This is a genomic window from Reyranella sp. (assembly GCF_052439685.1).
Classification (GTDB): domain Bacteria; phylum Pseudomonadota; class Alphaproteobacteria; order Reyranellales; family Reyranellaceae; genus Reyranella.
In genome coordinates this window covers 25,914-42,433 of the sequence record NZ_JBQVQG010000023.1, presented here as the reverse complement: position 1 = coordinate 42,433, position 16,520 = coordinate 25,914, and the positions used below count along the sequence as shown (strand labels likewise).

Annotated in this window: 12 protein-coding genes; 8 read left to right on the top strand and 4 right to left on the bottom strand. The window is 65.6% G+C overall.

What is annotated here, in order from left to right; genetic code table 11:
• The first annotated feature begins 16 nt into the window (after positions 1 to 16).
• On the top strand, positions 17 to 1,021 hold the full coding sequence (denD, locus tag ACT6UX_RS23290; RefSeq protein WP_444777539.1) for a D-erythronate dehydrogenase: 1,005 nt from the start codon (positions 17 to 19) through the stop codon (positions 1,019 to 1,021).
• Positions 1,022 to 1,048: 27 nt separating this feature from the next.
• Here the strand turns inward: denD and ACT6UX_RS23285 are convergent, their stop codons facing one another.
• Positions 1,049 to 1,858 (bottom strand): class I SAM-dependent methyltransferase, encoded by an 810-nt coding sequence (locus ACT6UX_RS23285; protein WP_444777538.1) that lies wholly within the window; start codon positions 1,856 to 1,858, stop codon positions 1,049 to 1,051.
• Positions 1,859 to 1,963: 105 nt separating this feature from the next.
• Here ACT6UX_RS23285 and ACT6UX_RS23280 point away from each other — a divergent pair, with 105 nt between their 5' ends.
• Together ACT6UX_RS23280 and ACT6UX_RS23275 are read left to right on the top strand one after the other, a co-directional pair.
• Complete coding sequence (locus tag ACT6UX_RS23280) at positions 1,964 to 3,313, top strand: hypothetical protein (RefSeq protein WP_444777537.1); 1,350 nt, start codon at positions 1,964 to 1,966, stop codon at positions 3,311 to 3,313.
• 11 nt (positions 3,314 to 3,324) lie between these two features.
• Positions 3,325 to 4,668 carry a hypothetical protein gene (locus ACT6UX_RS23275; protein ID WP_444777536.1) on the top strand — a complete coding sequence of 448 codons (1,344 nt, stop codon included), beginning with the start codon at positions 3,325 to 3,327 and terminating at the stop codon, positions 4,666 to 4,668.
• Positions 4,669 to 4,836: 168 nt separating this feature from the next.
• On the opposite strand, the gene ACT6UX_RS23270 is transcribed toward ACT6UX_RS23275, so the two are convergent.
• On the bottom strand, positions 4,837 to 6,387 hold the full coding sequence (locus ACT6UX_RS23270) for an acyl-CoA carboxylase subunit beta (protein WP_444777535.1): 1,551 nt from the start codon (positions 6,385 to 6,387) through the stop codon (positions 4,837 to 4,839).
• Positions 6,388 to 6,496: 109 nt separating this feature from the next.
• Between ACT6UX_RS23270 and ACT6UX_RS23265 the strand changes: the two genes are divergently transcribed.
• Positions 6,497 to 7,033 carry an AAA family ATPase gene (locus tag ACT6UX_RS23265; RefSeq protein ID WP_444777534.1) on the top strand — a complete coding sequence of 179 codons (537 nt, stop codon included), beginning with the start codon at positions 6,497 to 6,499 and terminating at the stop codon, positions 7,031 to 7,033.
• On the opposite strand, the gene ACT6UX_RS23260 is transcribed toward ACT6UX_RS23265, so the two are convergent.
• Positions 6,943 to 8,040, bottom strand: a complete 1,098-nt coding sequence (locus ACT6UX_RS23260; protein ID WP_444777533.1) for a biotin-dependent carboxyltransferase family protein — start codon at positions 8,038 to 8,040, stop codon at positions 6,943 to 6,945. The genes ACT6UX_RS23265 and ACT6UX_RS23260 overlap by 91 nt on opposite strands.
• Positions 8,037 to 8,774 carry a 5-oxoprolinase subunit PxpB gene (pxpB, locus tag ACT6UX_RS23255; protein ID WP_444777532.1) on the bottom strand — a complete coding sequence of 246 codons (738 nt, stop codon included), beginning with the start codon at positions 8,772 to 8,774 and terminating at the stop codon, positions 8,037 to 8,039. The genes ACT6UX_RS23260 and pxpB overlap by 4 nt, the downstream gene beginning before the upstream one ends.
• 38 nt (positions 8,775 to 8,812) lie before the next feature.
• Here pxpB and ACT6UX_RS23250 point away from each other — a divergent pair, with 38 nt between their 5' ends.
• The 4 genes from ACT6UX_RS23250 to fdnG all read left to right on the top strand — a co-directional run bounded on the left by ACT6UX_RS23250 (position 8,813) and on the right by fdnG (position 16,514).
• Positions 8,813 to 9,610: a LamB/YcsF family protein gene (locus ACT6UX_RS23250; protein WP_444777531.1), complete on the top strand. Its 798-nt coding sequence runs from the start codon at positions 8,813 to 8,815 to the stop codon at positions 9,608 to 9,610.
• 92 nt (positions 9,611 to 9,702) lie between these two features.
• Entirely contained in the window at positions 9,703 to 12,000 is a 2,298-nt protein-coding gene (locus tag ACT6UX_RS23245; RefSeq protein WP_444777530.1) for a xanthine dehydrogenase family protein molybdopterin-binding subunit, read from the top strand.
• A gap of 11 nt (positions 12,001 to 12,011) precedes the next feature.
• Positions 12,012 to 13,253, top strand: coding sequence for a hypothetical protein (locus ACT6UX_RS23240; protein ID WP_444777529.1), 1,242 nt, complete (start codon positions 12,012 to 12,014; stop codon positions 13,251 to 13,253).
• 171 nt (positions 13,254 to 13,424) lie between these two features.
• On the top strand, positions 13,425 to 16,514 hold the full coding sequence (gene fdnG / locus ACT6UX_RS23235) for a formate dehydrogenase-N subunit alpha (protein ID WP_444777528.1): 3,090 nt from the start codon (positions 13,425 to 13,427) through the stop codon (positions 16,512 to 16,514).
• The last annotated feature ends 6 nt before the right edge of the window (positions 16,515 to 16,520 follow it).

Genomic DNA, 16,520 nt, shown 5'->3' with positions numbered 1-16,520 from the left:
ATCGGACGGAAACGACATGAAGGTGGTCATCACCGGCGGGGCGGGCTTTCTGGGCAAGAAACTCGCACGGCGCATACTGCAGCAGGGCGAGATCGCGGCGGCCTCCGGCCAGCCTCAGAAAGTGAACGAGCTGCTGCTATTCGATGTCGGCAAGGCCGAGGGGCCGGGCCTGGACGATCCGCGGGTCAAGACGATCGCGGGCGACATCTCGAATTTTGCGACCGTGCAGTCGATCGTGCAGGGCGCGTCGACCGTGTTCCATTTCGCCGCAGTCGTCAGCGCCGGCGCGGAGGCCGATTTCGACCTGGGATATCGGGTCAATCTCGACGGCACGCGCAATGTCCTGGAAGCCTGCCGGGCCCTTGGCACCAATCCGCGCGTGGTGTTCACCAGTTCGCTGGCGGCGTTCGGTGGCGACCTTCCCCCGGCCGTCACCGACGACACACCGCTGACGCCGCAGACTTCCTATGGTGCGCAGAAGTCGATCGGCGAATTCCTGGTGCGCGACTACACGCGCAAGGGCTTTCTGCGCGGCACCTCGGTGAGATTGCCGACGATCTGCGTGCGCACGGGCCTGCCCAACAAGGCGGCCTCGACATGGGCCAGTTCGGTGCTGCGTGAACCGCTGACGGGGGTCGACGTCGTGTGTCCCGTCACGCCCGAGACGGTCATGGTGGTCCTCAGCCCGCGCAAGACAGTCGACGCCTTCATGCGCCTGCACGATCTGCCGCCGGATGCCTTCGGTCCGGGACGCACGCTGCTGCTGAACGGCATCAACGTGACCGCCAAGGAACTGGAGCAGGCGGTCGACCGCCATGCCGGCAACCGCAAGGTCGGCAAGGTCGTGTGGCAGCACGATCCGGCGGTCCAGAAAATCTGCGACGGCTGGCCCCAGGGCATCGACTCGGCGCGCGCCCGGCGCCTGGGTTTCGAGACAGACAAGGACCTCGACGAGGTCGTGCGCCACTTCATCGCCGACGATCTCGACGATCAGATGAAGATCGCGAAACCTGCGGCCTGAGAGGGCTGCAGGAAATCCGCAGAGCCCTTATCGGCCGCGCAGCATCCGCCAGCCGTTCTGGAGATGGCGCATCGGCCCCCAGACATGGCGGGTGCGCATCATGTGCCAGCGCTGCGGCTCGTTGTCGGGGCCTGCGATGGCGCCGGCATCCTCGACATAGTCGGTGATGCCGACGGCGTCGGTGTCCCAAGGGCCGGTCGTCTTGAAGATCGTCGTCTTGGCGCCATAGCCTTGCAGCGCCCGCGACATGCCGGAGGCCATGAAGTCCATGTAGCGCGGCAGGCTCTCGGGGCGGCAGAGGTAGCCCTTGTTGAATCCGACGGCCAGGAGCCTGAAGTGGAAAGGGTTCTTTTCGAGGTAGCGGATGACCTCGGTCGTATTGGCCGGGTATCGCGGCGAGAAGAAATCGTCGATCACGACGATGCCGTCGGTGTTGACGATCCGGTTGGCGAACTCCAGCTCGCGATAGACGGCCGTCCCGGTATGTTCCCCATCGATGTGGAACCACCGCACCGACTGGTGCATCGCCTGCAGGTCGAGCTTGGCCGGCAGGTCGGCGGACGGGCCGGACAGGGGCACGAGGTTCGTGGCCTTCGCGCCGACCGATTCGATCGAGCGCTGGACCGCAGCCTCATCGAGGCGGAGATCGCACAGGTAGAGCTTCTCGTTGCCCTTCCGGTAGGAGGCGAGGACGGAGGCCGACCGGCCCCGCCAGACGCCGATCTCGAACAGGTCGCCGGAAATCCCGGCCTGCTGGTCGAGCAGGGCGCGCCAGACGCAATAGGACTGGAACATGAACCAGCCCGGAATCGCGTCGATTTTCTCCCAACTGAGCATCCACCATCCCCGTTTGCCGCGCCTTGCTAACAGCGCCCCTTCGACGCTGCAAGCCGTCACCGCTTGCACCTGGGGCACGGGTCCTGTAGGCCCCCTCGCGGAGAAATGCCAACAACTACAGTCGCCTACAGGGCCACGGTCGGCCTGCTCTGGACCCTGGTGCTTTGGCACAGCTGGGAGTGCCGGGGGCTTTTCGTCGACGGATCGGCCTTTCTTGTGCAGATCGCCCGGCGCGAATGGTTCTTCGACTTCTACAATCCGCGGCTCTACGCGATGATCGTGGGGCAGGTCCCGATCATCACCGCGGTCTTCCTCGGGGTCACCGACCTCCATCTCCTGGCGCAGCTATTGTCGCTGGGGCTCTTCGCGGTCCCGACGGCGCTGTACCATCTGGCCCTCCTGAGGGTTAAGGACGATCCCGTGCTGCTGGCCGCGCTGCTTGCGGTCATCGGGGTCGTCTTCATGACGACCTCGTTCTTCATCGTCGGCGAATACAATACCGCCTACGCCATAGGCATCGCCGTGGCCGTCCGACTGGTGACGGCGCGGGAACTGACGGTGGCCGACGGGGCCTTCCTGGTCGCGGTCGGGTTGCTCGGCATCCGAGCCTACGAGGTGATGCTCTATCTCGGTCCCTTGCTGGCCGCGATGATTCTCTGGACGGTCTACCGGATTTCCGCCCGGCCCATCGTCGCCACGATCCTCTATCTGATCGCGAGCCTGGCCTTTCTGGGCGGCCTGTGGGTGGCTGCCGATTCGCTGATCCATCCCTTCTCGCAGGATCACCTCAGCCGGACTGCGGCGACGGCCCTCGACGCATGGCAGAACGTCCAGTTCGACCTCGCGATGGGCGCCGCCCTGGTCATCTTCGGCTGGGCGGCGCTGCGACCGCAGGATCTCTCCGGCCGCAGGCCCTACGTCTTTGCCGGTATCTTCCTCCTGCTGCTCGCTTTGTCGCCGTTGCTCGTGCTGACGGACTCGCTGGTTCGCCCGCACGCCAAGTCGCAGTACACGGCGCGCAGCATCGCCGGTCTCGTGATCGCCGCCGTCATCATCCTGATGTGGCTCTACACCTCGTCCTTCGGCACCCGGTTCGCCGCGCTGGCGGCCTTGCGGCGTCCCGAGGTCTCGCGCCGGATGCTCGCCTTCGGTTGTCTGATGGTGATCGCGGTGATGCCCTCCAACATCTACCTGACGCTCGAGTGGCGTAGCTATCTCGAGACCGTGCGGTCGATCGTGCGCAACAACACCGGCGTGATTCCCTTCGAATCCACCCCGCTCGCCCGGCGCCCCCTCGAGACGCTGGTCGAGTCGTGGATTTTGCCCAGCCAGAGCCTGGCGCTGCGGTCGAAGCGGACCGACGGCATCATCGCGCCGCCGCGAGGCTTCAACTCCTGGCAGCCGTTCCCGCCGGCCGAACCCTATCCACTCGGCCACTACATGTGGCGCGACTGACGGTGCCGGGCATGTCACCGGTTGCCGTCGCCCGGGGCGTCGCCGTCATCCTCTGGGCGCTGGCTCTACACAACACGCTGGCCTGCCGCGGGCTATTCTGGGACGGATCCTCGTTTCTGGTGAACCTGCTCGACCACGGACATTTCCACGATTTCTACGCGGCCCGGGCCCATGTCGACTGGGTGACGCAGGCGCCCCTTCTCCTGCTGGCCCGGTTGGGCGTCCGCGATACGGAGTTGCTGGCGATGGCGCAATCGGCCGCTCTCTTTGCGTTGCCGACGGCGTTCTATCACCTCGCCCTCGACCGCGTGCGCCGCGATCCGGTGCTGCTGGCGGCGGTGCTCGCCATCATCGCCGCCGTCTTCCTTCCGACCTCGTTCTTCATCATCGGCGAATACAACGTCGCCTTCGCCTGCATCACGGCAGCCATGGCGGTCGCACTTACGACCGGCGAGAGCCGTCGGCGCGATGGGGTCCTGCTGCTGGCCTTCGGCCTGCTGTGCCTCAGGTCCTACGAGGCCATGATCTATCTCGGGCCGCTGGTGGCGAGTGCGATCCTGTGGTCGACGCGGGGCAGCGGCGACCGGCCGACGCGCTGGCTCGGTGGGCTGGCGGCGCTCGCCTTCATCGGCGCGGCCGTCGTATCGGCCGTCACCATCGCCGACTACTGGGACCATCCGCATTTCATGAAGGTGCGCTCCACCAGTGTCGATTTCTGGCAGAACATGCAGTTCTCCATTCCGCTGGCGGGCTTTCTCATCTGCGCACTAGCGGGCCTGCGAAGGCCGGCTTGGCTGCAGGGCAGGGGGCCGCTGGTGGTCATGGGCGTCATCGCGCTGCTGCTCGCCCTGTCGCCGTGGTGGCGGCTCGTGCACGGGCCGTCGATCCTCTATCCGCCCTCGCACTATGTGGCCCGCCAGGCGGCCGGTGTGCTGCTGGCGGCCTTCCTCGTCGGCATGTGGGTGCAGGTGGCGCGCCGCGATCCGCCGCGTGTCTTCGCCGTCGTACGCCAGCCAGAAGTGGCGCGGCGGATGGTGCTCTTGCTGGGGGCACTGACGGTCGCGGGGACCATCCCGGACATCGTCCTCACCCGCCTGTGGAGCGGCTATGTCGAGCGCCTGAGGGTGGTCGTCGACGGCAGCACGGGCATGGTACGGGCGGAGACGCTGCCGCTGCATGACTGGCCGAACAAGCTCTTCTTCCAGGACTGGTCCTATCCGGCCTTGAGCGCGGTCGTCAGCCGCTCGCCCGGCCAGTCCTATGTAGTGTCCGACCAGGATTATCTCAGTAATCCGCCCTTCGAGCCCGCGTGCGGACTGTTGCCGAAGCTCAAGGGCTACGGCTGGCGGGGCTAGCAGGTTGTTGGAATAGGCCTTTCAGAAGCACCTGCGAGCAACATTGTTACGCCAACGGTCACCCCGACACGGGATGCAGGGGGTGCGACGTTCGCTTCATTTATTTCGTTTATTTCGTTTGTTTCGTTTGCGCGCCATGACTTCGGCTTTTCAGCGCCCTGCTGGAGCCTAGGGCCGCATCCACAGGGTTGCCGGGCCGCTGCCGCGTACCGGGGCGGCTAGGTCGACGAATTCGCAGAGGATCTTGCGCGTATCGCGCGGATCGATGATCTCCTCGATCCAGAAACTCTCGGCGCTGCGGAATGGCGACCGCAGCTTGTTCAGCCGGTCCTCGATCTCCGCCATCTTGGCCTTGGGATCGTCGGCGGCGTCGATGTCGGCGCGATAGGCGGCCTCGATCCCGCCTTCCAGCGGCAGCGATCCCCAGCGGCCCGACGGCCAGGCATAGCGCCAGTTCATCCGCGAGCCGTTCTGATGCGCGGCCCCCGCCACGCCGAAGGCGTTGCGGATGATGAAGGTGCACCACGGCACGGTGGTCTGGAACATCGACGACATGGCGCGCACGCCCTGGCGGATGACGCCGCTCTTCTCGGCCTCGAGGCCGATCAGGAAGCCGGGACAGTCGCAGAAATAGACGACGGGCAGGTGGAAGGTCTCCGCAAGGTCGAGGAAGCGCGTCACCTTCTGGCAGGTATCGGACGTCCACCCGCCGCCATAGAACATCGGATCGCTCGCCATCACCGCCACGGGCCAGCCGTCGACGCGGGCGAAGCCGGTCACGACCGAGCGGCCGTAGAGCCGGCCCATCTCGAAGAAGCTGCCCTGGTCGACGACCTTCTCGACGATCGGCCGGATGCGATAGACCTTGCGGATCTCGCGCGGGATGGCGTCGAACAGCGAATCCTCCCGTCGCGCCGGATCGTCGGTCACGGGACCGCGCGGCGGTGCGTCGTAGACCGAGGAGGGCAGGTAGGAGAGGAAGCGGCGCGCCGCGGCAAAGGCCTCGTCTTCGCTGTCCACCGCCTCGTCGATCGCTCCGGCGCGCAGCTGGATCTCCCAGCCGCCCAGCTCCTGCTTGTCGTACTGCTTGGGGCTGAGGCGATTCACCACCGGCGGCCCGGCGACGAACATCGCCGAGACGTCCTTCACCATCACCGAATAGTGGGTGGCGGCGAGTCGCGCGGCACCGAGGCCCGCGACGGAGCCGAGGCCGAGGCCCACGGTGGGTACCATGCCCATGTTGCGCACGGTCCATTCCCAGCCGGCGACGCCCGGCACGTTGGCGCGGCCCGTCGTCTCGATGGTCTTCACCGATCCGCCGCCGCCGGAGCCTTCGATCATACGAATGACCGGAATGCGATACTGGTTGGCGTAGCGTTCGACGTAGTTGGACTTCTCCTTGATCGTCGCGTCGGCCGAACCGCCGCGTACCGTGAAGTCGTCCCCCGTCACGGCGACATGCCGTCCGTCGATCTTGCCGCGTCCCATGACGACGTTCGCCGGGGTGAGATCGACCAGGTCGTTGCGACCGTCATATTCCGCCTTGCCGGCGACGCTGCCGATCTCGCGAAACGAATCCTTGTCCAGCAGCCGCTCGACGCGCTCGCGCACCGTGAGCCGCCCGCCATCGTGCTGACGCTTGACCTTGTCGGCACCGCCCATGCGCTTCGTCATTTCCTGACGGCGGCGCAGCTCATCCATTTCCGGTTGCCAGCTCATCTCGACGCATCCCCCGATCGTTTGTCGGAACGTTTCCAGCCCTCGCGGTTCGTACCAACGAAGACCCGGAGCGGCTACAGTAAAGCGGCCTTCGCGGAGGAGCTGACCGATGGACGAAACGGCAGGTCGAGCATGCACGATGCTCCACATGATCTGCGGCAAGATCGCCGCCGGAAAGTCGACGCTCGCGGCCAGGCTGGCGGCGCATCCGGGCGCGATACGGATCAGCGAAGATGTGTGGCTCGCCAGTCTGTACAGGGACGAGCAGAAGACGCTCGAGGACTATGTCCGCAATTCCCGCCGCCTGCGCGAGGTCATGGGCGATCACGTCGTCGAGCTGATGAAGGCGGGCCTCTCGGTGGTGCTCGACTTTCCCGCCAACACGCCGGCCAGCCGTCAATGGATGCGCAGTCTCTTCGAGCGCGCGGGTGCGGGCCACCGGCTGCATTTTCTCGACGTGCCGGACGAGGTCTGCAAGACGCGTCTGCGCGCCCGCAACGCCGCTGGCACCCACGCCTTCACCGCCAGCGACGCGGAGTTCGACCTCTTTACCAGCTACTTCGTGCCGCCCTCGGCCGACGAAGGCTTCGAGGTGACGTTCGACGGCGAATCGAAAACGACGCCGTCGATCAGGTTCTCTTCGTAGAGCCGGGCCAGGTCGATGCCGCCCGGCGGGCGTGCCACGACGAAGCCGGCGACGGCACGCTGGAGCCTCGCTTCCTGGTCGCGGCGCAGGGCCTCGGCTTCCGCGACGGCGATCGCGGCGAAGCGCACGGTCTGGCCGGGTAGCAGGCGACCGAGACGCGGCAGGTCGACCGAGGCGACGGTGGCGATCTTGGGATAGCCGCCAACCGTCTGACGGTCGGCCATCAGGACGATCGGCAGGCCGGCCCCGGGCACCTGGATGGCGCCGGGAGCGATTCCGTCGGAAATGATGTCGGCGCCGCCCTGGTCGACGCTTTTCGCGTGGGCGATCGTCGGTCCTTCGAAACGGATGCCCATGCGATCGGCTTCCTTGGACACGCGATACTCGGACTCAACGAAGGTCCGGCGGCCTTCGTCGCTGAAATAATCCTCCTGCGGCCCCCAGACCACGCGCAGCGGTCCGCTGCCATAGTCGAAAGGCTGCGCGAGCCGGCGCTCGTCGCCCGCGGGAGCACCGGCCTTCGCGAGCGGCAGGAGGTCGCCGGCGGCGAGCTTGCGGCCATCGAAGCCGCCGATCCCGGCCCTCGAATAGGTCGAGAGACTGCCCATGAAGGCCGGCAGGTCGAAGCCGCCAGCCACGACGAGGTAGGCCGTGCTGGCTCTCTCGATCATGCCGACGCGCAGGATCTGCCCGCGTTTTAGAAGATGGCTGCGGTCGGACTCCAGCGGTTTTGGCGCCGCATCAGGTCCATCGATCAGCGCAGGCGAAAGCGGACCCACCAGCCCGATCCTCACACTGTCGGCCTCGACCAGCAGGTCGGGACCCATGACGCCGATCTCGAGCCCGGCGGTGTTGGCGGGATTGCCCACCAGCGCGTTGGCGAGGCTGAGACCGATGCGGTCCATCGCGCCGGCGGTCGGCATGCCGAGCGCCATGAAGCCGGTGCGGCCGAGATCCTGCAGCGTGTCGAACAGGCCGGCGCGGACGACCTTCAATCCGGTGCTCATTTGCCCTTCACCAGTCTCGACCAGTCGAAGGTGCCGGCCTCGACTTCGCCCGCGATGCGGTCGAAGCTCCCGCGATCGATGCGCTCGAAGGCGAGCGAATCGCCGGGGGACAGGAACACCGGCTGCTCGCGGCGCTTGTCGAACATCCACAACGGCGTGCGGCCGATCAGGTGCCAGCCGCCGGGGCTTTCGAACGGGTAGATCGTCGTCATGTCCATGGCAATGGCGACCGAGGAGCGCGGCACCCGGACGCGCGGCTGGCTGCGGCGGGGGAGGAAGAGCGCCTGGTCGAGACCCGCGATGTAGGCGAGGCCCGGCATGAAGCCCAGCACATAGACCTTGAAGGGCGAGGCGAGGTGGGCCGCGATCACCTGTTCCGGCGTCTTCTTCGTGCGCTCCGCGACCTCGGCGAGGTCGGGCGCGAATTCCGGATCGTCGTAGCAGCACGGAACGGTGACCTGGCGGCTCCCGGCGTCGGCTGGCAGGCCGCGGGCGATCAGCGCGTCGACCCTGGGCTGAAGATCGGCCCGCGAGGTCGAAAGCGGATCGTAGGTGACCATCAGGGACCGCATGGTGGGGACGGTCTCGACCACGCCGGAAATCTCGCCGGCGTCGCGGGCCAGACCGATCGCGGTGTGGAGTGCCATGACCCGGCCGTTGATCTCGGGGGAAATCTCGTTGCCGAACTCGACGGTGAAGGCGGTGTCGCCGCAGGATAGGTATCGAACGCTCACATCTGCTAGGATAGCGCTTCAGATTGAGGGAGTCTCCCATGGCCGCCGCGACCAATGCAGGACACGTCAACATCAACTCGGACCTGGGCGAGAGCTTCGGACCCTGGGTGATGGGCAACGACACCGAGGTCCTGAAGATCGTCGCGTCCGCCAACGTCGCGTGCGGCTTCCATGCCAGCGATCCCGTGGTGATGATGGATACGGTGAAGCTCTGCACGCAGAACGGCGTGTCGATCGGCGCCCATCCGGGCTTCGCCGACCTGCAGGGTTTCGGCCGCCGCGTCATCAGCCTCACGATCAAGGAGCTGGAGGCCAACATCGCCTACCAGATCGGCGCGCTGCAGGCGATCGCCGCCCTCCATGGGGCGAAGGTCACCCATATGAAGCCGCACGGGATGATGGCGAACATGTCGGCCGAGAGCCCGGAAATGTCCGAGGCGATCGCGCGGGCGACCAAGGCCGTCGATCGTGACCTGATCTTCCTCGCCCAGGCCAACACCGAGCAGGGCAAGGCTGCCCGCAAGCACGGGCTGCGGGTCGCTGAGGAGGTGTTTGCCGACCGGACCTACACCGAGGCCGGCCTGCTGACGCCACGCAAGGAAGCCAATTCGATGATCAAGGACCCTGCCAAGGCGGTCGAGCATGTCCGGCGCATGGTCGACGAGCAGGCGATCTACTCGACCTCGGGCAAGCGCATCCCCTGCCAGGTCGATTCCATCTGCGTGCACGGCGACGGCCCCACGGCCGTGACCGTCGCCACGGCGGTCCGCCAGGGGCTGGAGGCGGCCGGAATCCGCATCGTGCCGCTGCCCGAGATGCCCAGCCTCCGTTCGTGATCCACGGGGCGATCCGTCGCGCTGACTTGTGGGACGCCGCTTCGCCGCTATAGTCCGCCCGATCCTATGGGAATTCGCGGCGGGAGTGGCGTATGGCGGTTTTTGGCAAGGCTCAGTACATCAAGCGTGTCGAGGACGACCGTCTCCTGACGGGAACGGGCGGTTTCACCGATAACCTGTCGCGGCCGAACCAAGCCCATGTGGTCCTCGTCCGCTCCCCGCATGCCCATGCAAAAATCCTGAAGATCGACACGGCGGCCGCCAAGGCGGCGCCGGGCGTGGTCGCGGTCTTCACCTGGGCCGACATGGAGAAGGAAGGCGTCGGCAACTTCGCATTCCCCGCCATGTTTCCCGCCGCCGACGGCAGCAAGCCCGAGATGACCCCGCGCCGGTCGCTGGCCCACGAGGTCGTGCGTTATGTCGGTGAGGCGGTGGTCGCGATCGTGGCCGACACGCGCGAGCAGGCGCAGGACGCCGTCGAAATGGTCGAGATCGAGTACGAGCAGCTCCCGGCGGTCACCGAGATCGAGGATGCGTTGAAGCCCGATGCGCCGCAGGTCTGGGGCGGCGCCCCCGGCAACATCGCCGGCTACAACAAGTTCGGCGACCATGCCAAAGCGGAGGAGGTCTTCAAGGCCGCCGCCCATGTCGTGTCGCTCGACATCGTGCACCAGCGGCTGATCGTGAACGCCATGGAGCCGCGCGCGGTCATGGCGGAATGGGAGAACGACCGGCTGATCGTCCATATCGGCAGCCAGAACCCGTCGGTCACGCGCGACACGCTGTGCGACGTCATCCTCAAGATGCCCAAGGACAAGGTGCGCGTCGTGGTGCGCGACATCGGCGGCGGCTTCGGCATGAAGGTCGGTATCCAGCCGGACGAGGCGGTGGCCGTCTGGGCCGCCAAGGTGTTGAAGCGCCCGGTGCGCTGGCGCGCCGAACGCAGCGAGGAATTCGCCGCGACGACCGCCGGACGCGACCAGTTCCACAAGGGGTCGATGGCCTTCGACAAGGACGGCAGGATCCTGGCGCTGCGCATGGAGGCGTTCGCCAATATCGGCGCCTACCCGTCGCGCGGCGGCGTGGTCATCCCGCTGTTCGTCGGCCCGAAGGTGACGACCGGCACCTACGACATCCCGATGATCGATCTCCGGATCACCTGCGTCATCACCAACACCGCCACGATCGGCGCCTATCGTGGTGCCGGCCGGCCCGAGTGCATCCTCAACCTCGAACGGCTGATGGATACGGCGGCGCGCCAGATCGGCATGGATCCGGCAGAGCTGCGCCGGCGCAACTTCGTGAAGCCCTCGCAGATGCCCTACACGACGGCGATGGGTGAGAAGTACGATTCAGGCGACTTCAATCTCTTCCTCACCAAGACGCTCGAAGCGGCCGACTGGGACGGCTTCGCGGCACGCAAGGCGGAAGCGGAGAAGCGCGGCAAGCTCTATGGCCGCGGTCTTGCCTCCTACGTCGAATGGACCTCGGCCAACGTCATGAACGAGATGGCGCATTACGAGGTGAAGGAAGACGGCAAGGTCGTGATCTGGATGGGCACGCAGGGGATGGGGCAGGGGCTGCAGACCAGCTTCACCCAACTCGCCTCGGAACTGCTGGGCATCGACCCGTCCAAGATCGAGATCGCCATGGGCGATTCCGACCGGGTGGGCGGCGTCGGCTCGATGGGTTCGCGCTCGGCCTATATCGGCGGTTCGGCGGTGCTGAGCGGCAGCGAGAAGCTGGTCGACAAGGGCAAGGAACTGGCAGCCGATGCGCTGGAAGCGGCGACTGCCGACATCGTCTATTCGGCCGGCCGCTTCACCATCACCGGTACCGACCGCGGTATCGGCCTGGGCGAACTCGCCGCGAAGCAGCCTGACAAGCGCATTTTCATCGAGAACGTGAACACGGTCGACGGAATCGCCTGGCCCAACGGTGCGCATGTCGGCGAGGTCGAGATCGATCCCGACACCGGCATGGTCGAGCTCAAGCGCTACACGACGGTCGACGATGTCGGCAAGCCGCTGCATCGGCCGATCGTGTTCGGCCAGATCCACGGCGGTTGCGCCCAGGGTATCGGCCAGGCGCTGCTGGAGGAAAACGTCTACGATCGCGAGAGCGGTCAGCTCGTCACCGGCTCGTTCATGGACTATGCGATGCCGCGGGCGGAGACCTTCCCGAACTTCAACAACCAGCTCGACGACACGGTGCCGGCCAAGAGCAACCCGATCGGTGCCAAGGGCGTCGGCGAGTCCGGTACTGTCGGCTCGACGCCGACCGTCATGAACGCGATCATGGACGCGCTATGGCCGCTCGGGGTGCGTAACCTTCAGATGCCGGCGACGCCGCAACGCGTCTGGCAGGCCATCCAGGAAACGAGGAAGTAACGGGCGGGGAGATGAAGCAGCGTATCTACGGCTGGATCTCCATCCTTTTCGGAGTTGTCCTTTCGCTCGCCGCGCTCGAAGCGACGGCGATCGCCTGGATGTACCTTGAAGACGGCCGATATACGCCGGCGACGGAGCTCTTCGAGCGCACGCAGAACACCTATGTGCGCGACGCCACGAAGGGAACGGCGTGCCGCTACGTCGATACGCTCTTCCCGCACCCCTACGTGGCGTTCGTCCACCACGCGAACCCGCCTTGCGGGATGCCGTGGGTCAACAATGTCGGCCTGTTCGGACCGGACTATCCGGTCCTCAAGCCGACCGACCGCTATGTCGTGATGCTGACGGGCGGCTCCGTCGCGTCGCAGCTCGGACAGAATGCAAGGCCGCCCGCCCCGCGCTATCTCGAGGAAGAACTCAACAACAAGTACATCAGCCCGAACGGCAAGCCGTTCCTGGTGCTGAACGGTGGAGACGGAGCCTGGAAGGAGCCGCAGCCCTTTATCCTGTTTTCGCTCTACGCCTCGTCGGTCGATGCGGTCGCCGTCCTCGGCGGATTCAACGAGCACTATTTCTTCTGGCCGGGCTTCAGCGAGCGGCTCGAGCGGCCGCTCAGCAACTTCCTCGACGTGAATCCCTTCGTGGCCGACGAGAATTTCGGCGACGCGGCGATCGGCTGGGTCATGGGCCGGATCGCGGGAACGCTCGCGCTCAATCCGATCCTCGGCCATTCGCACGCCGCCTACATGGTGATCCGGGGCATCGAGCAGGCTGCCAAGGGCAAGGACATCTTCAAGTCGACCAAGAAGACGACGCTGAACAGCATCTTCCACTTGCCGGAGGACATTCAGCGAAACTACAAGCTCGCCTTCGACGTCCAGCTGGAACTCTACAAGAAATACGTGCGGGCGACGTTTGCGGTGGCGCGCGACAACAACGTCAAGTCCGCCTACTTCATCCAGCCGGCTCCGGCGATCGGCAAGGAACTCACCGAGGAGGAGAAGCGCGTCGTCGGCGACCTCTCCTATCACGACATCTACAAGAACATCGTCGCGGGGTTGATGACCCTGCACGATGGCGGGGCACCGATATTCGACCTGACGCAGGTCTTCGCGGGGGAGAAGCGGTCGATCTACGCCGACCACATCCACTACGCGCGGGATGCCGACAACGAGAGCCTCGGCAACCGGATCATCGCCGCCCGCATGGGTGAAATCCTGGCGGAAACCTGGGGATTCCAGCGGAAACCCTGACTGGCCGGCGGGAATCCCCCGGGACTGCACGCGACGGTAGTCCCTCAACTTTCAGTTATTCTCGAAATAACTGTTGCTTCACGGGCCCTGCCGAGTTTCACTATCCGAGACGCAGCGAGGAAAAAGGGGCGGTGAACCGCCTCATGCGCGTCGCTAGGGATGGAGCGAAACATGGCCGTCACTCGTCGGCAATTCATGAAGGTGAGCGCCGCCGGCCTCGCCGCCTCTTCCGTTGGGGCGCTGGGCTTCATGGGCGCAGGCGAGGGACTCGCCGCCGGTGTGCGGCCCTTCCGGCTCGAGAAAGCAACCGAGACCCGCAATACCTGCCCCTACTGTGCCGTGGCCTGCGGCGTCCTCATCTACTCGTCGACCGATGGTACGAAGGACGGCAAGGCCAAGGTCGTCCATATCGAGGGTGACTCGGACAATCCCATCAATCGCGGCACGCTCTGTGCGCGGGGCGCCGCGTCGCTCGGCTTCGCGAACAGCCCGAACCGTCTCCAGTACCCGATGCATCGCAAGCCGGGTTCCGACAAGTTCGAGCGCGTGACCTGGGACTTCGCGATGGAGCGCATCTCCAGGCTCGCCAAGGAAGATCGCGACAAGAACTTCATCGCGAGGAACCGGGACGGCGCGACGGTCAACCGCTGGACCAGCACCGGTTTCCTCGCCGGCTCCTCGTGCAGCAACGAAGCCGGCTACCTGACCTACAAGGCCATGCGCTCCATGGGTGTCCTGGCCCTGGAGAACCAAGCACGAATATGACACGGACCGACGGTGGCCAGTCTGGCCCCGACTTTCGGCCGCGGTGCGATGACGAACTCGTGGAACGACATCAAGAATGCCGATGTCGTCCTGATCATGGGCGGCAACGCCGCCGAAGCCCATCCCTGCGGCTTCAAGTGGGTGACGGAGGCGAAGGCCAACAACGGGGCCAAGCTGATCGTGGTCGACCCGCGATTCACGCGCTCGGCCGCAGTCTCGGATCTCTATGCGCCGATCCGGCCGGGGACCGACATCGCCTTCCTGTCCGGCGTGATGCGGTACCTGCTGGGTAACGGCAAGATCCACCAGGAGTACGTGAAGGCTTACACCAACGCCTCCTACATCGTGAAGGAGGGCTTCAAGTTCGAGGACGGGCTGTTCGCGGGCTATGACGAGTCGAAGAAGAACTATGTCGACCGCTCGACCTGGGACTACGAGTTCGACGAACAGGGCATGGCGAAGGTCGACGAGACCCTGCAGAACCCGCGCTGCGCCCTCAATCTGCTGAAGGCCCATGTCGAACGCTACACGCCCGAGATGGTCGAGCGCATCTGCGGTACGCCAAAGGACAAGTTCCGGAAGGTCTGCGAGCTGATCGCAACGACGGCCAACGGCGAGCGCTCAATGACCTCGCTCTACGCGCTGGGCTGGACGCAGCATACGACCGGTGCCCAGAACATTCGCAGCATGGCGATGATCCAGCTCCTGCTGGGCAACATGGGTATCCCCGGCGGCGGCGTGAACGCCCTGCGCGGCCATTCCAACGTCCAAGGCATCACCGACCTCGCGCTGTTGTCGACATCGACGCCTGGCTACCTCGTGCTGCCGTCGGAGAGGGAGACCACCTTCGCCGACTACATGAAGGCGCGCGCGTTCAAGCCCATCCGGCCGGGCCAGACCAGCTTCTGGCAGAACTACGGCAAGTTCTTCGTCAGCCAGCAGAAGGCCCTGTTCGGAACCGCTGCCACGAAGGACAATGACTGGGCCTACCACTATCTGCCGAAGTTCGACACGGCCTACGACGTACTGAAGATCATCGACATGATGGCGGGCGGGCAGATGAACGGCCTGTTTTGCCAGGGCCTCAATGTCATGATGGCCGGGCCGAACAAGACCAAGATCCACCAGGGCTTGAGCAAGCTTAAATGGCTGGTGGTCATCGATCCGCTGCAGACGGAAACCGCGCGCTTCTGGGAGAATCACGGCGAATTCAACGACGCCGATCCGAAGGCGATCCAGACCGAAGTGTTCCAGCTTCCGGCCACCGCCTATGCCGAGGACGAGGGCAGCTACACGAACTCCAGCCGCGTCATCCAGTGGCACTGGAAGGCGGTAGACGGACCGGGCGAGTCGCGCGGCGACATCGAGGTCATCGCCGATCTGCACAGCCGTCTCAGGGCTCTCTACAAGAAGGACGGGGGCGCCTTCCCAGATCCTATCATCAATACGAGTTGGGCCTATGCGAAGCCCACCCATCCCGAGCCGGTCGAACTCCTGAAGGAACTCAACGGCTATGCGCTCGAGGATCTGCCGGACCCGGCGGATCCGACCAAGGTGATGCTGAAGGCCGGCCAGCTGCTGCCGGGCTTTGGGGTGATGCGCGACGACGGCAAGACGTCGGGCGGCTGCTGGATCTACACCGGCGTCTACACCGAGACCGGGAACATGGCGATGCGCCGCGATGCCAGTGACCCGACCGGCCTCGGCATCCATCCGAACTGGGGTTTCTCCTGGCCGGCCAACCGACGCATCCTCTACAACCGCGCCTCCGCCGATCCTTCGGGCAAGGCGTGGAGCGAGCGCAAGAAGTACATCACCTGGAACGGATCGCGCTGGGTGGGCGGCGACGTGCCGGACTATGCGCCCACCGTGGCGCCGGACAAGGCGGTCGGTCCGTTCATCATGAACCAGGAAGGTACGGCAAGGTTGTTCAGCCGCACCGCCATGACGGACGGCCCGTTCCCCGAGCACTATGAGCCGATGGACGCCTATATCGCCAATCCGCTGCATCCCAAGGTCACGACCAATCCGGTGGTGCGGGTGTTCGCGGCCGATGCCAAGTCGTTCGGCACGCCGGACAAGTTCCCGATCGTGGCGACCTCGTACCGGCTCGCCGAGCACTTCCACTACTGGACGAAGAACGTGCACGACAACGCCGTGGTCCAGCCGGAAATGTTCGTCGAGATGGGCGAACGACTTGCCAGGGCCAAGGGCATCCGGAACGGCGACTGGGTCGAAGTCTCGAGCCAGCGCGGCATGATCAAGGCCAAGGCCTCGGTGTCCAAGCGCTTCCGGCCGATCATGGTCGACGGCAAGCCCTGCGACGTGATCGGCCTGCCGATCCATTTCGGCTTCGTCGGGCTCGCGCGGAAGTCCTATCCGGTCAATACGCTGACGCCGCCGGTGGGTGACGCCAGCACCAATACGCCGGAGTTCAAGGCATTCCTGGTCGACGTCAAGAAGACCACCCCGCCGGCGCAGCCGGCCGTGGCCTGATCGGGG

What these genes read in the sequence shown, in the direction of transcription:
- ACT6UX_RS23280 (WP_444777537.1), top strand. Translation starts at nt 1,964, where the DNA reads ATGCCAACAACTACAGTCGCCTACAGGGCCACGGTCGGCCTGCTCTGG.
- denD (WP_444777539.1), top strand. Translation starts at nt 17, where the DNA reads ATGAAGGTGGTCATCACCGGCGGGGCGGGCTTTCTGGGCAAGAAACTC.
- ACT6UX_RS23285 (WP_444777538.1), bottom strand. Translation starts at nt 1,858, where the DNA reads ATGCTCAGTTGGGAGAAAATCGACGCGATTCCGGGCTGGTTCATGTTC.
- ACT6UX_RS23270 (WP_444777535.1), bottom strand. Translation starts at nt 6,387, where the DNA reads ATGAGCTGGCAACCGGAAATGGATGAGCTGCGCCGCCGTCAGGAAATG.
- ACT6UX_RS23245 (WP_444777530.1), top strand. Translation starts at nt 9,703, where the DNA reads ATGGCGGTTTTTGGCAAGGCTCAGTACATCAAGCGTGTCGAGGACGAC.
- ACT6UX_RS23265 (WP_444777534.1), top strand. Translation starts at nt 6,497, where the DNA reads ATGGACGAAACGGCAGGTCGAGCATGCACGATGCTCCACATGATCTGC.
- ACT6UX_RS23260 (WP_444777533.1), bottom strand. Translation starts at nt 8,040, where the DNA reads ATGAGCACCGGATTGAAGGTCGTCCGCGCCGGCCTGTTCGACACGCTG.
- ACT6UX_RS23250 (WP_444777531.1), top strand. Translation starts at nt 8,813, where the DNA reads ATGGCCGCCGCGACCAATGCAGGACACGTCAACATCAACTCGGACCTG.
- ACT6UX_RS23275 (WP_444777536.1), top strand. Translation starts at nt 3,325, where the DNA reads ATGTCACCGGTTGCCGTCGCCCGGGGCGTCGCCGTCATCCTCTGGGCG.
- ACT6UX_RS23240 (WP_444777529.1), top strand. Translation starts at nt 12,012, where the DNA reads ATGAAGCAGCGTATCTACGGCTGGATCTCCATCCTTTTCGGAGTTGTC.